The organism is Candidatus Latescibacterota bacterium (assembly GCA_019038625.1).
In the GTDB taxonomy this organism is placed as follows: Bacteria; Krumholzibacteriota; Krumholzibacteriia; order Krumholzibacteriales; family Krumholzibacteriaceae; genus JAGLYV01.
Genome location: JAHOYU010000043.1, coordinates 1 through 13,501, shown reverse-complemented (window position 1 = coordinate 13,501; position 13,501 = coordinate 1). Strand labels below are relative to the sequence as shown.

Sequence of the window (13,501 nt, the reverse complement as noted above, 5' to 3'; positions counted from 1 at the left end):
TTATGTCCGCCTCGTGGCAAGCTGGTATCTCTGCTGAAAGAGCTAGGCCAGTGGGCATGGTAAATTTAATAATAGTCGAAGGGATTGTCATCATCGTCCTCCTTGTCTTCCTCCGGTTCATCACCGTCATCCTCATCATCGTCATTCCATATGTCTGGATCTGGGTAAGCCTCTGTTACCAAGCGCTTTTCTTCTTTGGTTTTAAGACAGCCGAATAACGCATCTTGCAGGGGTAAACCGAACAGAGCTTCATCAGAAAACTTGGCGCTGCCTTTCAGTCTCCACACAAAAACGTCTATCAGATGGTTGAGTGAATCATCCATCTCCATCTGTGTGCGACTCGCGATCGCCAGGAACGTGTTAAGGGCGTCAACTCGTAATTTCTCTTCCGGCAGATGGCCCAGTACAGCCACTACATCTCCTGTTGCGTGAAGCATGCGTTTGATTTTGTCCAACTCCTCATCACTGTCTGTGATTCCAGGGATATCCGGCAAAGACATCACTAATTTCCAGTCCTTGCAGGACTCATCTATCATTTTACTCATTTAGCGTCTCTTTTCTGGTAGTGCATATGCTTCACATATGTCTAGAATTCTTACTGGTCCGTCTTGCACCGAACTATGCATGTGACCACAAAACAGTTTGGGTCTCCCAAGCTGGTGCCACACCTTCTCTACTTTATGAGCTTCAGGGTCTATGAAGTCAGCATCGAACCCAAAGGAAATAGGTATACGACTATCAAAGTTGCGTGCGATAGTTTCAGCGGGAGGAGTGTGCGTAACTAGTATATCTATGGTTTGACCATCGAATCTACGTAGCTGCTCTTCTGTGATTTGTTCGTCCGCAAACCAGCTCGTTCCTCCTTTTCGGTATGCTTTGTCGATTGACGTGCCTCCACCTAAGAACCCGATAGTGTACGAGTCTATACGTAACACACTACCTCGTGGTACATGTACAGCTCCAGGCCATATCTCTTTAGGAACTTGGTCTTGAGACAGCATAGGAAAACACTCATGATTACCGTCAATAAATAAGACAGGCTTCTCGAATTCCTGCATACCTGAACGAGCCCATCTCTTTTCACAGTTAGGCCATATTCCAAAGTCCCCCACTTGGATTATTTGTGCATCACGCGGAGCTTTGGTTAGTGCTGCTGCCATGCGATCAAACTCGGCGTGCACATCTCCAACAAAGATTATCATACTTGTATCCTCGTTGCTCGGGCAAACTCTGCAGCTACTCGTTTTTCGCGTCGGTAGTGAGTCTTCGCCGATTGTAGATCAGCTGCAGCACGAGCAACTCGGTCTTTGACTGCCCTTCGTTCATCTCTTAACTCACTGGGCGACAAAGCAGCTACTGTGTCGTAACCAGTGGACATCTTTATTCCGAAATGTTTGAGTGCGTCTGCCAAGGTGTACGCTCGTACAAAGCCGCGAATGGTAAAAGTCGTAAATAGATCAGGACCATCTGCGGTTTTATAACCGAACACTTGTTTTTGGTTGCGTGTAATCTTGCTGCGTTTCATGATTATATATCTTCCCCGACTGGGGAGACTTTCGTCTCCCCCGTGTCGTCGGATTAGTGAGTCAGTAGGAATGCTTCTTCGCGAGCCATCTCACTGGTACGGGCCACGACAGCAGTGCCTTTCTCTTCTATCAACAGCGGGAGCTGACTAACGTCAACCTCATTTTCTTCAGGCTTAGGATAATCAGGCATTGCCACCGGATTTGCGAGATAAAAATCATACACTACGTCTGGTTGTACATAACTGGCCCTGGAAAACAAGTAACTTAATGTCATGCTCTTGCCTCCCTCTGCTTCTTGTCCAGCTTGTCGGTCAACAGAGTCAGCAAAGACATGCGGTCTTTCGAGAACAGAAACTCGTCTCCATCGAAAATATGAATCAGCATGTCGTCGTTTCGATCCCTGTACATGTGCAGCATGCCCGACTTGGTAGTCGTAGATTTCAATGACTGCTCATGCACGTGATCTAACTTGTTAACTTGGGTTTTCATAGGTCTCCTTTACGTAAGTACTGAAATATACTGCCTGGGTTGTGCTTTGTCAAGTGCCGAGTTTTACTCAGCACCTCGGTGATAATGCTCTGGATTTTTTGCTTCTCTTTCCGCTGCATGTTCTACTAGTGCGGATATCCTTAACAAGAAAATAGGACGGCCGTCGATGGTTTTTGTGATCAACGTGCCCGTACCTAGTGCACTTCGTAGTAGGCCGTCGGCACTTTCAGGATCCAGATCCAATCTTCGTTCATGATCCACTCTCTGTGCTGCGGCTTCTATCTTACGCAGACGGTCGATTTCTGCAAACACATCGCTAGTAGTTTCAGCTAGTTCCGCCTGGTACTTTGCCATTCTTTCCTCCAGAAAATTCCTACAGAAAAAAGTTTTTGTGTATATGCGAAAACGCCAAATCTCCAAAAAATTATTCGGTGATTTCCGGCTATACTACCCCTCTCGCTCTGCTTTCATCAGCGAGATAGCCAACTCGTCGTCATCTCCTATCATGCCGTAAAACCCGTGTGCAAGCGCTTTTCGGCGAAATTGCTCGATCCGCTGATCCTTGCGTTCCACCTCACGCCGCAAAGCGGAATGTTTCTGCAATAAGCGCTTATATTTCATAACGTATCTGCTCTTGGTTTTATGCAAAGCGGCCCGGTGGTACGAGTGCTGGTCCTTCAGTGCTCGTCGCAATTTGATGGTAGTGACTTTTAGATTCTTTATCCGATGGTTAGACATATCACTTCTCAGAGTCGGCGTGTTCTTTGAATGATCGCCGTAACAAGACGATACGGCGTCCAGGGCAAAGAAGGCGAACAATGCGTTCTATCAAGTTGGGCATTCTTCAGATCCTTTCAATTACCAAGTGAAATCAGCTAAGTAGATTTTGGCGGCATGTTCCAACACTCTAGGTATGTAACCAGTTGAGTTGCCGCTATATGCTCGTAGAGCGGAAAGATAATCACCTTCTTCTCGATCTACGTATAGCCGATAAATTCGTGTTCCGTAACAGATGTTAGTAGGAGCTGTGAGAATATCTGTTCCGCATTCTGGATAGATCCCTTCCCACAACTCCCACACTATCTGCATCAATCCTTGTGCTCGTTTATTGTAGAGGGACTCACCAAATGAGCGAATCAATGTAAATGGCTGCCCCACTACCTCTTCTTGCCCTCCAGACTCATGTAGCATAATACCTGCTACAAGTTCTGGAGGCAGACCTTGTTCAGCCGAGTGCCGCAAAATTAATTCGCTGAAACGCGGGCCTCGGATCGAATCAAGCCTGTTGGTTAAGTATGTCTCTAGGGTTGTCGGGACATGAGATTCTACAACCATAGTGTCAGCGATCATCTCAACAGTGGGTTGTTCATTCGGCTCGTTACGTGAGAACACTATTACCGTATTTACTACGATCACCAAACTCGCAGTGATACCAAGTAACCATCTCTGGGCCTTCTTCCCTAGAGGTCGCATTACTCTAGCCCCTGAATCGCGACTTCAAGTTGAGCTAGAAACTCGGATGCCAACACTGGATCGCTTTGGCATTCCGTCCAATGCTCGCGAATCTCTTCGCGTATTTCCTCATTAGCACATGCAAGACCAACGCTCTTGATCTGAGCTAACGTGGTAGTGTGACCAGCCTCAACAGCTTCTACTGCTTCCATCTCTTCGCGTGAGGCCATACTTTTGTCAACACTTACTCCGAAATTGGCCAGTGCTCGGCCTACTGCACTCGTTTCGCAATTTTCGATGAAGGCCGTCATATTAGCACCCTTCAAGCCTTCTCGTTCTTTGGCTATTCCGGTGGAGACTATGACGCCATCTACGCGCACCGTAGCCTGGATTACGACCATTCTGTTCTTGACGTCTGCATTGTCTAGATGCACCATCTCAGTCGTAATTTGTCCTACTTCGTGCTTGTCCCAAAAATCGCGTACTCTGTCCTTTACTTGGACATAGTTTTCTAAGTCGAATCGACTCATATTTGCTCCTTGTTTATGTTAGGATCCACGGGTTGAAGGTGAAGGTGGCGCGCGGGGCCGTAACAGGTGCCGGCCCTGCGCGGCGGCGCCTAGGGGCCGGCTCCTCACCTATTGGTGCTACCTCTGTCAGGTTTGCGGCTGCTCTTTTAAGCATATACCTCGGCGTCTGAACAATCTGCCGGTTAAAGGTAATGATATTCGCACAGGTCGGACAATTTGTGTGTATAGGTCCCTGTCTGTTTACTTTTCGCCAAACTTTTCCATAAGGTTTGTATATGCGAACTTCGGCACCGCAGTCGCAACGTTGCGTCGGTCCAGACATAAACTGACGCATCTGCTCTTGCACCATAGCATTATACTTAATAGTGCCGACAATGTCAAGTAGCGCCTGCTCTGTTTTTAGCAGATCGGTTCCTAACAAGCCATATTGTCTAGCTACGGTGGTATAAGTAAAAACCAGCTTGGCGTCGTACGCGAAGCACAACAAACAACCAGTAAACACACGAGTCTGGGCGATTTCATGACAGTTGTGTTCCCATAAGTGGTTATGGTCGCCTTGAATCTCGTGCCACATTCCCTCAATCACTTTTCTAATTGTTTTACGTGTTCGTGCCATGCGTGTCTCCTTAGTAATCGTTTCAGAGGAGGAGGCGGCGGAGCTATGTCTTCGTATGTTCGCGTGATTGCGCAGCATGTGCGACAGTAGTGTTCATACACAATTTGTCGGTGCGTCCCTCTTGCCACTACATACTTGTGAGTTACAAGGTTCTTCCTCTGACATTGTCGACAACAGTCAGGGACCGACATTACTGAATGCCCTTCTTAACAGACGCAAACCAGAAATTGATTCTTTCGACATGTCCTCTGGTTCCTCTTCTTCTTCTATCTCACAGTCAGCATAAGCGTGTAGCAAGTCCGGCTGTTCTCGAATTACTGCTGCGATTGCGTTGAGTGCTTCGACTTCGGTTGTGAATTCTTCTTGAAAATCACACGTACTGTGTATGACGTTCCCCTCACACTGCAACACGTATTCAGAATTGTTTTCGTGATGGAGCGGCTCGTATCCTTTGCGTACTGAGCCTCCGCGCTTGTCGACGAACAGCTCACTCTCACTCTCCACCATGATAACCATTGCTAGGGATAGAGCATAAGTGCCACATTTCGGACACAGTGGAACATATTTGCCTCCCTGTGCTAGGCGGCGGGCTCGTTCGCGCTGCTTCCGCTTCTTCTTCTTCTGCTTCTTAGAGGCCATCGAAATACTCCTGTCCTGATCTGCGTAGTAGTATTCCTACGCTTTTAATGTGCCTGGTTCCTTCCATCAAATCCCACCGCTGTGGGGGGAAGATAATCACATTAGTTGCTATGAGTTGCTCCATTGTCGTGTCGCGTATCATATCGAAGCTAGCCCATGCGTCATCGAGAATTAGATCCTTCATTAACGATTTGTCTGGGTACAGCAATTTGTTTTCGTGAAAGCGTAGAATTTTTTCTCGGTGTGTCCACGGCACGTTGTTGTCTATGTTCGCAGTTAGATATTTATGCTTAAAGGGCCGTATATACCCACAGTGGAGTGAGGATACTGCGTGCAAAACTGTCCCATAACACCGACCATTTATATTAAGTACAATATGGTCTTTCTCCGGTGATTTCGATGTGATCTGCGGCAGCTCGTCTAAGTAGTCGGCGTCTGAGGGGAACATCAGCTTTGTCTTCTTCGGGCGACGACCAACCTGACCTCCGGTGGTCATGCTTCTCTCCTTTCTCATCTTCATTCCAAAAAGAGTGTTGAGAGGGGGTTCGGACAATGCGATAGATATCTTCGTCTTCGTCATCTTCGTCTGTCGATATCCGAAATAGTTTTAGACCTGCGTCAAGCAGTTCTATTGTACCTGATCCTTCATGATATCTGAATGTGGGCACCGCTTCCTTAAACGTCGGTTTGACTCTAGGAGACTCTCTTATTGATACGTTACATGCTTCGCCGGTGCATTGCAATTTGTTAGTGTAGGAGCCCATCCACGTGGAACGACTTCGCACGTAGCATTGGTGCTTTGCGATAAGGGCGCTGCTTATGCCATTTCGACTGAAGTTTTGTCTCGCTATAACTGCACCTTTTTTTACGTCCGTACGCATAGAGTACAGCTCGGCCGGAAAGCCGCATATTCGACATACCAGCATCAGAATAACCCCACTCTGACACTCTCGATACCCCAGCATTCTTGACCTTGATGCAGTCGTTGTCGCGTTGTCATTCTTGGACTCCCGAAGAACACCCAAAACTGCTGTTGTTCAGTATACTCCAGATACGAAGCTGTAGGTGATATGTCGTATCGGGTACAGATGTCTCGTCCAAGAACAGAGCCGCTAGGAACATAGAATGCATCAGACAGCCAACGTTGGGTGATCGGGTTTCTTCGTGTAATGCGGTTGGTGTTCGGCGAGAGAAAAACTCGCTGTATACGGTGCTGATCCAAAGGAGCAGACTTCAGCCAGGTGAGCAGCCTGGCAGGCATTACCATGTTCACGGCCTTGATCATTCGGCGATGCAGATTGGTAGCCTCTGACGGCCACCGATACTGTTCCCAAAACCTAAAAGGCAACACATAGCGACTGTGGTCCCGGCAGATTTCAAGAATGTACTCTGTGAGTGCTTCTGTGCCCGTTGGCCAGTCGGTTGGAAGATCGCGCATTATCGTGTGTTCAAATGCTGTTTCGATCAACGCTCGAAAGGTCTCACTCTGCTTAGCTAGCAGATTAGTCGATTTCGCCAGCTTCGGGAGCTTCGTCATGAGCTTCCTCCTCGTCTCCGTCGACTATGTCAAAGACACTTTCGTCTAACTCCTCAATACCTAGAAGAGAAGCGAATCGCTCTGCATACGCACGTAGGCCTGAAACTACCAATCCAGGACCTGTGTTGACTTCTAGGACGAAGGGTAGTCCACCATCTGAAACAATAATATCAACAGCACCGAATGTCAAGTTTGAGCTCTGCACTGCTTGTTGCGCAATCTGCAGGACATGCGCTGCCGGTGCTTGCCTCGGCTGCACGAAGATGTATCCAGTCTCGTGATTTCTGACCCACGGGCGTAGAACGGCCGCATCTACATTCCGTCGTAGTACCTTCTGAGAGACACGTAGAATGTCATCTCCAAACACATGGACACGGTATTCAGTCCTGGTCGGAATGTATTCAATCACATATTCCGACCCATTCTGCATTGCCCGCCGTGCGTCTGCTACTTGCATACACAGGACAATGTCGGTACCAGCCTGATGTCTGACTCGTCGTGCTAGGACAGGGTAATTCAACATCTCTAAGGTGTTCTCTTGTAGCACCGCACTTCTAGGCGCAGCCACATGGTTTTGCCTAAACGTGTCCAACGCTCCTAGTTTGTCTGTGACGGTCTGAATACCGCCTCTGGTGTTGTACACCGTACCTGGGCGGCTTCGTACTCGTGCGGATGACCCCCAACGGATCAACACATCCTGCCTGGCGTCTGGTGGTGTACGGCCGCAAGGCACTCGTAACGCATTTCCTAGTCTGCGGCCTGTAGTAGTGGTATTACGTGAGTACAGCAGGAATGTTGACATTATATCAAGACCTCCGTTGGAAGCTCTTGTCCCTCTTCAATCATTTTAGCTGCTTTGGCGTGATATGGATACGCTGTCGCGGCGGCTTCTATGTTGCGCCTGCGAAACGCAAACAAATCTCCTGCAGCTTCGTAGTTGATACGGATCTCTAGTGCCGAGTCGGCGGTCATAGCGTTGAACATCACCGTCTCAGGCGTGGCCCATTGGTAGAAGAACCCAAAGTGTTCCTTGTAAACTTGAAGCACACTGTCGGCATATTCTTTGTCCGATGCGAAAACGATAGCCTCTTGATCGGGATCGTATGCGAGGACCATCGGGTTGTTGTGGCGTACCAACCACAGACGATCTGGATACGGAGCGTGTAAGACACCGAACGTATAGTTACCTGAGATATTGAAGCAGGCATCATCCAACACATCCAACATATCTGGGTAATGAGGTGCTTCAGCTTCTTCCTTTACAGTGTCCTTGACCATGATGGTCTCGATGATCCGCAGTGCGGTTTCGGAGTCTGTGCCTCCGGTGCACTTTTTCAACAGTCCACCTTCTTCACCAGCTGTTTCGCGCCACATTGAATCCTGAATGCGACCATTGTGTACCAGCGACAGCCCCGCTTCTGGGGAATAGAACGGATGGTTGTTGGCATTGTCGTCTGGTGCTCCGTCTTTCCCAAGACCTAGGCTAACCCCACGTGTGTGAGCCAGGACGATGTCCGGCAGATGGCCCTTCAGAGCCTTGAACTCGTCTGTCTTCACAAAATCGGTGGATTTGACGCCATCTTTGATGACAATCAGTTTGCCTGTATCGTCGATGAACGTTATTCCTGTTGCGTCGTCTCCTCGTTTTTCGGAACGTTGCAACAACTCGACTAGGGTTTCATACTTCCACTCTTGCGATGCTTTTGGAGCTGCAAAGCCACAAATTCCACACATAACTTTCTCTCCTTTACCAGGTAACTGCGTTGTTGATATGAAGCCACGTAAGTATGGCTATTCGCGCACAACAATCTTCTTGTGTACGAAGACGTAAACTCAAGGCCATCCAATGCGTCGGCGCTGGATTACCTACAGTACCTACTTGTACTACCACTTCTACGCCAGTAAGGTACTCTGCTACAGTGTTCACATTCGGCAAGTCAGGTGACAGAAACACATCTGCTCCTCTGTGGTTGTTGATGCCGAACATGTACAAATCTCTCGGGAAATCCGCATCTGTAATCCCTTGTTCAAGGAGCTTGGTCTGGATTCTTCTGTAGATTTCGGGTAGATGCACTTGCTGTCCATGACGAAACATTACCACCCCCAAATCTGGTCAGGGGACCAGGTCAGTGTGGGAGCAGGTTCAGTGCCCCACAGTTCTTGGAAACCAGGCGTCTCTACTACCTCAGCGGCTGGTGTATCCTCCGGCACCAAACGTCCATTGATGATTCTGAAGATCTCACCTTGTGCGTTTGCGGTTAACATACCAGTGTCCTGTCGAGCGGCCTCCAAGAACTCACCCTGGAATTCATTCCAATCGAATACAGGTACTCCTTGTCCTGTACGTCGGTGAGGGACCGGCCGCTGAGCGGTGACCTTTGCAGCTGCGGCTGCAGTGATCTTCCAAGGGTCTTTCATGTCCGGTACCGCGCGAAAGCCGCCTTTTTCAATTACTTGTAGCAAATACTTGAGGCTACTCCATAAGGGTCTGCCCTCCATTCCAGGTTTGAAGTACGTCAGGTTTTGGAGGATAGGCCACAAAGTCCCTAACTTCTCCAGGAACACAGCACGATTACCACAGTACAGGTCGGCTGGCTTGAATGCAAGCGCTTTACGAGTCGCCGCATCTAGTTGAGTCCAGGATGAAGGTCCTTGAATAGCGTCTTCAAACACTAAGGCTTTCAGTAGTGTGTACATAGCTGTGGTGACACCAGGAGTGACTATGAATGAGGATGGTGTGCGATACTCGAATCCCCACGGTTTGTTCTTGATGTCCCCTAGCAGTCCGTACGGTTTGCCTTGGTTGTTGACGTACCCGCCGCGTCCTGTAAAAATGGTGTTTCGACGGATTGCAGCAGTCTCACTAGGCTCTAGTACTCCTAGCATAATGGCTGCCATATTGTCCAGCGTTTCTTTTATTGTGTCCGACGCTGGGATACCAAAATGTACGTGTCCTCCGAGCGGTTTTTCGCGAATGTACGGTCCTGCTTCCCACGAACAGTGGCTAAGCAGGGAGTATCCTTTCAGTAAGGCTATTCGCGTGTTTTCAGTGAGATCCAGAGGATATACGGCCGCTTTCGGCCTCAGTTCTGCAGTGAATCCGTGTCCGTCTGCGCCGAATTCACCCATAGGTTCCTCAACTGTGTTGGCAATGTCAATCACTCGTTCGTTGTCGTGGTCGTAACACACCAACTCTGGGTCAGCTCCTACTGTAATTTCGTCAGCCATCATAGCAGGCATGTGATATGGTGAAACCAACAACTAACCGACGGTCTATGCTGCCTTCAATCTGATCGACCACTTCGGTTTCACCGACTGTGCTGGGTCCACTTAGACTAGTTAGATCATAGGCCGGATAGAAGCCCCATGTATTGCCGAAAGGCCGCAGAAAAGGCTTGGATGTTCTGGCTGGAACAAATCTTCGTGTCACGGTGTTTCCTCCTGATGTAGGTTTGATAATACTGAGAGAGTGAGGAATCGAACCTCGATTTCAGCCTCCGGTAGGCTACTCCCCCAACGGTGAGTTGCCGGATGCTCCGCAGATCTCCAGAGCGACGATCCCTTTGAGCGCCAGTAAACCAAATTCTGTACCGTTCGTACGCCGGTTGTGACACCAACTGAAACTACTAAGTAACACATTACATATTTACCTACGCAAACCTGTACAGCAGATACAAGGAATCCACCCACCAAGCTAAAAATCTGCTGCAGTGACTTTTCACGAATGTCCGTACGCTGTCTCCTCATAGGTGACTGCTGGATACCCGCGTAGCCCATGTCGGTGTCGATAGCCACAAACGCACCATCATGGGTCTGATTTTGAAGTACGACACACTAGAGGAACCAGTAAACCCCTATTGTAAGCCGTCTTATTTTTATGGAATAAGAAAACCATCCAACAATGGGGGAGGTAGGTTTTGACACCCAACTGCTGCCGTTCAGTTCGACACCCTCCCCGACAATAGGTTTGCCGGATGCTCCGCAGATCTCCAGAGCGACGATCCCTTTTGACCTAGCACAAAACCGAACACTGTACTTTTCATACGTTGGTTTTAATACCAACCGAGACTACTAAGCAACTCGTTCCTGTCAGGTCTAGGAAAACCAGTACAACAGATACAAGGAACCAACCTATTAGAAGCCAAAAATCTGTTGTAGTGACTTTTACCTGCAAGTGGGGTGAACCACTCAGCAGTCTTACGCAGATCAATGTCGACAGTCACAAACGTATCTCTCTGCGTCTGGTTTTATGTCTAAGAGGAACCAGTAAACCTCCACTTCTATTCTTCTATGTGGTACAAAATTGCTTTTTCACGTTCTTCTGCAGCTACTTGGTCTGTAACCCGACATGCTGTTGCTCTCTTACTGAACGTAGGAACAGCAACAACGTCGCCGGGACTGACTTGAAATTCAGTTAAAAGATAATAATTATCACACAGAAAGCACGGAAGCTGTGGAGTTACTTCTAGATCAACCGTGTTCGTATACTTTTCTGTGTCTAGACGTTTTCGGGGGCCTACTGGTGCAGCTATGTTTGTAAATTCCTCTGGTAACAGCCCGGCCCCCACAGGACAACCACTACATACATGACTCTTGAATGCGGAACCACCACCTATCGAAACAACATCCGTGCCTACGATATGTATATTGCCATATCCACAGAACATAGTGAAGTTGGTGGCTTTACCTCTGCGTTCCAAACAACGACTGGCCCATAGGAGCCAGTTGTATCTCTTTGCTGCTGTTCGCGTCGCTGATGGTTTGTTTTGCCTAAGTTGCCCGAGTTCGGTTAACAACATGGAAATCCTTCCAATCACCTGAAGGTATGAAAGAGCGCACATTGGTAATGGGTTGATTATACTCATATACCCAACATGTGACTTCCTCTCCTACATCACCTGTGTCCCAGCCTAACCGTGCTGTGACCGAAATACGTCGATACAAATTCGTAGACAGCTCCGGATGCGTGTGATCATATCCCTCATACGCATCCAACCCACCCAGATGAGATTCTGGAACTTCCAAGATATGTCCTACAACCTTTTGGTTTCTTGGGCCGACATTCAGTTCTGATACCCTTGTTTTATCACGTATCATTCCTGGATAATGCCCACCCATGTCGAACAACAGACCGTCGATCTTGGCCTCTTGAGTAGGATACTCGTCAGCCATGCCGCCACAGTCCGGTCGTAAAGTCCCGTAAACAAAGACTTTAGTAGTCATCGTCTGGGGGATAGTCGTCTTCATACTCGTCTTCTCCTGGATCAAAAGTTAACTCTATAGGTGCGGGATCGCCCACCACCAGTACATCAGTGATGCTAGCTCCCAGTAACAGCTCGGGTATTGTCTCCTCGTCTCCAAATTCCAACAAACAAGGGACCTGTGTCACTTCAAATGGAATGGGAACCAGGCGAGTTGCCAGTATATGACAGGGACGCTCACGCACTATCCTATCTACTTCAGCTTGTGAGACCATGCCTTGAGTACGCATCCTACTAACAAATGTGTTGGAACAATTGGTGCAAGTGAGAATCGAACATAGCGAACCACCTGCAAGATTCTCGGCTCGTAAAACCACAGCGGTACTGTTCTTGAAGCAAGGAGGCCGGTTTCTGCCTTGAGGGGCAATTACTCGGGGACGTCTGCCATTGCGAGGAGGATTGTTCCGTAATGACAACAGTTTTAATCGGAGTTTGTTGCCTTTACGGATGATACGCGGTAGTACTAAGGCGCGTCGTTCCCATAATTTCCGTTCTCTCCGCTGGTCGGCTGCTGCTGCACGAGTAGGGGACACCTAAGCCTCCACACAGTTTTTCTCTGGGGTCCATGTTGCCTTGAATTCGTCCCAACCTTGTCGCCTAGGTACCGATCGACAAGAATAGTTCCGCCAGTCCCGATGATACGCGCTGCTGTTTTGATTCAACCACTCAGCCTTGTGTCCGCGCGTCCGGCCTAGACCGTGCTTCATCTGAAATTCCATGTACTGGACACCTTTTGGATTCAACACAACCGAGGATCCACCACGAGCTCTGTGACCTCGTGCCATAGGCCATACCTCTGTTGCCAGTAAGCCTTTGACCTTGGTCCACAACTTTTCTGCGGCTGCGAAATCAGCAGTGTTGATGGCGTGAGATACCTCCGCACGATCAAACTTGTCGCGGAAGTCGACACCAGCCACTACCAGCGCCAGCGCATCACGTACTGATGAATGCGCCCACCATGACCAGACTGGAGAACGAAGCATACTGGATGACAGTGCTCTGTACTCAAATCCATACTTAGGTGAACGAAACTCGGATGCGCGTCCGTATCCAATCACGTCACGCCGCACTGCTTCCAGCGGGTCCCGTGGCAACAACAGAGCAGGTAGAGCAGAGACCAAATCACACATCTGTGCAAGCTCTGGGTGTCGAGATGGTTCATGCAGCAGTCTGGAAAGTCTCGCCAAAGGAGCCTCCGGTTGACGCGCTGTGAAACTATTTGATAGTTGACCACATCCCAAGTGAACGTGATACCCAGCGGAACGAAGACCAGACTCTAGCGGCAGCAGCCGTGGTGTGTTGATGCCCGTCACACCATCGTCCGCCACTACATACGACGGACGGCAAGCGAACTCATGAGCTGCAGGTGTTTCGACAATGGTTTCCATAGGAAATTCCATAGCCGGTGCAAATACAGGCTCGGCTCTTTCACCCTCGAGATGATATAGTGC

Annotated in this window: 17 protein-coding genes; all 17 read right to left on the bottom strand. The window is 48.8% G+C overall.

The features are described from left to right. Positions 1 to 65 precede the first annotated feature (65 nt). Entirely contained in the window at positions 66 to 545 is a 480-nt protein-coding gene (locus tag KOO63_02990) for a hypothetical protein (protein ID MBU8920804.1), read from the bottom strand. Then, positions 546 to 1,202, bottom strand: a complete 657-nt coding sequence (locus KOO63_02985; GenBank protein ID MBU8920803.1) for a metallophosphoesterase — start codon at positions 1,200 to 1,202, stop codon at positions 546 to 548. Continuing rightward, positions 1,199 to 1,525, bottom strand: coding sequence for a hypothetical protein (locus KOO63_02980; GenBank protein MBU8920802.1), 327 nt, complete (start codon positions 1,523 to 1,525; stop codon positions 1,199 to 1,201). The genes KOO63_02985 and KOO63_02980 overlap by 4 nt, the downstream gene beginning before the upstream one ends. Before the next feature lie 53 nt (positions 1,526 to 1,578). After that, positions 1,579 to 1,800, bottom strand: a complete 222-nt coding sequence (locus KOO63_02975) for a hypothetical protein (GenBank protein ID MBU8920801.1) — start codon at positions 1,798 to 1,800, stop codon at positions 1,579 to 1,581. Further along, positions 1,797 to 2,015 (bottom strand): hypothetical protein, encoded by a 219-nt coding sequence (locus tag KOO63_02970; protein MBU8920800.1) that lies wholly within the window; start codon positions 2,013 to 2,015, stop codon positions 1,797 to 1,799. The genes KOO63_02975 and KOO63_02970 overlap by 4 nt, the downstream gene beginning before the upstream one ends. Positions 2,016 to 2,078: 63 nt before the next feature. Further along, positions 2,079 to 2,369, bottom strand: a complete 291-nt coding sequence (locus KOO63_02965; GenBank protein MBU8920799.1) for a hypothetical protein — start codon at positions 2,367 to 2,369, stop codon at positions 2,079 to 2,081. 93 nt (positions 2,370 to 2,462) lie between these two features. Next, positions 2,463 to 2,636 (bottom strand): hypothetical protein, encoded by a 174-nt coding sequence (locus KOO63_02960; protein ID MBU8920798.1) that lies wholly within the window; start codon positions 2,634 to 2,636, stop codon positions 2,463 to 2,465. Between the two features lie 237 nt (positions 2,637 to 2,873). Then, positions 2,874 to 3,488 carry a lytic transglycosylase domain-containing protein gene (locus KOO63_02955; protein MBU8920797.1) on the bottom strand — a complete coding sequence of 205 codons (615 nt, stop codon included), beginning with the start codon at positions 3,486 to 3,488 and terminating at the stop codon, positions 2,874 to 2,876. Then, the gene (locus KOO63_02950) at positions 3,488 to 3,997 is read right to left on the bottom strand and encodes a hypothetical protein (protein ID MBU8920796.1); all 510 of its coding nucleotides are present in this window, start codon (positions 3,995 to 3,997) and stop codon (positions 3,488 to 3,490) included. The genes KOO63_02955 and KOO63_02950 overlap by 1 nt, the downstream gene beginning before the upstream one ends. 13 nt (positions 3,998 to 4,010) lie before the next feature. Beyond that, complete coding sequence (locus KOO63_02945) at positions 4,011 to 4,613, bottom strand: hypothetical protein (protein ID MBU8920795.1); 603 nt, start codon at positions 4,611 to 4,613, stop codon at positions 4,011 to 4,013. A 177-nt stretch (positions 4,614 to 4,790) separates the two neighbouring features. Next, positions 4,791 to 5,252 carry a hypothetical protein gene (locus KOO63_02940; GenBank protein ID MBU8920794.1) on the bottom strand — a complete coding sequence of 154 codons (462 nt, stop codon included), beginning with the start codon at positions 5,250 to 5,252 and terminating at the stop codon, positions 4,791 to 4,793. After that, entirely contained in the window at positions 5,242 to 5,832 is a 591-nt protein-coding gene (locus KOO63_02935; GenBank protein MBU8920793.1) for a hypothetical protein, read from the bottom strand. Before KOO63_02935 ends, KOO63_02940 begins: the two co-directional genes overlap by 11 nt. Positions 5,833 to 6,754: 922 nt before the next feature. Further along, on the bottom strand, positions 6,755 to 6,979 hold the full coding sequence (locus KOO63_02930; protein MBU8920792.1) for a hypothetical protein: 225 nt from the start codon (positions 6,977 to 6,979) through the stop codon (positions 6,755 to 6,757). Between the two features lie 611 nt (positions 6,980 to 7,590). Continuing rightward, positions 7,591 to 8,523, bottom strand: a complete 933-nt coding sequence (locus tag KOO63_02925) for a hypothetical protein (GenBank protein ID MBU8920791.1) — start codon at positions 8,521 to 8,523, stop codon at positions 7,591 to 7,593. Positions 8,524 to 8,883: 360 nt separating this feature from the next. Next, positions 8,884 to 10,020 (bottom strand): hypothetical protein, encoded by a 1,137-nt coding sequence (locus tag KOO63_02920; protein ID MBU8920790.1) that lies wholly within the window; start codon positions 10,018 to 10,020, stop codon positions 8,884 to 8,886. Positions 10,021 to 11,559: 1,539 nt separating this feature from the next. Further along, entirely contained in the window at positions 11,560 to 12,036 is a 477-nt protein-coding gene (locus KOO63_02915; GenBank protein ID MBU8920789.1) for a gamma-glutamylcyclotransferase, read from the bottom strand. 547 nt (positions 12,037 to 12,583) lie between these two features. After that, on the bottom strand, positions 12,584 to 13,501 hold a 918-nt coding region (locus tag KOO63_02910; protein ID MBU8920788.1), incomplete at its 5' end, for a hypothetical protein.

Bases quoted from the DNA above. Each gene is read 5' to 3' on its own strand.
- KOO63_02965 (MBU8920799.1), bottom strand. From the start codon at position 2,369: ATGGCAAAGTACCAGGCGGAACTAGCTGAAACTACTAGCGATGTGTTT.
- KOO63_02915 (MBU8920789.1), bottom strand. From the start codon at position 12,036: ATGAAGACGACTATCCCCCAGACGATGACTACTAAAGTCTTTGTTTAC.
- KOO63_02940 (MBU8920794.1), bottom strand. From the start codon at position 5,252: ATGGCCTCTAAGAAGCAGAAGAAGAAGAAGCGGAAGCAGCGCGAACGA.
- KOO63_02990 (MBU8920804.1), bottom strand. From the start codon at position 545: ATGAGTAAAATGATAGATGAGTCCTGCAAGGACTGGAAATTAGTGATG.
- KOO63_02950 (MBU8920796.1), bottom strand. From the start codon at position 3,997: ATGAGTCGATTCGACTTAGAAAACTATGTCCAAGTAAAGGACAGAGTA.
- KOO63_02985 (MBU8920803.1), bottom strand. From the start codon at position 1,202: ATGATAATCTTTGTTGGAGATGTGCACGCCGAGTTTGATCGCATGGCA.
- KOO63_02945 (MBU8920795.1), bottom strand. From the start codon at position 4,613: ATGGCACGAACACGTAAAACAATTAGAAAAGTGATTGAGGGAATGTGG.
- KOO63_02980 (MBU8920802.1), bottom strand. From the start codon at position 1,525: ATGAAACGCAGCAAGATTACACGCAACCAAAAACAAGTGTTCGGTTAT.
- KOO63_02970 (MBU8920800.1), bottom strand. From the start codon at position 2,015: ATGAAAACCCAAGTTAACAAGTTAGATCACGTGCATGAGCAGTCATTG.
- KOO63_02935 (MBU8920793.1), bottom strand. From the start codon at position 5,832: ATGACGAAGACGAAGATATCTATCGCATTGTCCGAACCCCCTCTCAAC.
- KOO63_02955 (MBU8920797.1), bottom strand. From the start codon at position 3,488: ATGCGACCTCTAGGGAAGAAGGCCCAGAGATGGTTACTTGGTATCACT.
- KOO63_02925 (MBU8920791.1), bottom strand. From the start codon at position 8,523: ATGTGTGGAATTTGTGGCTTTGCAGCTCCAAAAGCATCGCAAGAGTGG.
- KOO63_02975 (MBU8920801.1), bottom strand. From the start codon at position 1,800: ATGACATTAAGTTACTTGTTTTCCAGGGCCAGTTATGTACAACCAGAC.
- KOO63_02920 (MBU8920790.1), bottom strand. From the start codon at position 10,020: ATGATGGCTGACGAAATTACAGTAGGAGCTGACCCAGAGTTGGTGTGT.
- KOO63_02960 (MBU8920798.1), bottom strand. From the start codon at position 2,636: ATGAAATATAAGCGCTTATTGCAGAAACATTCCGCTTTGCGGCGTGAG.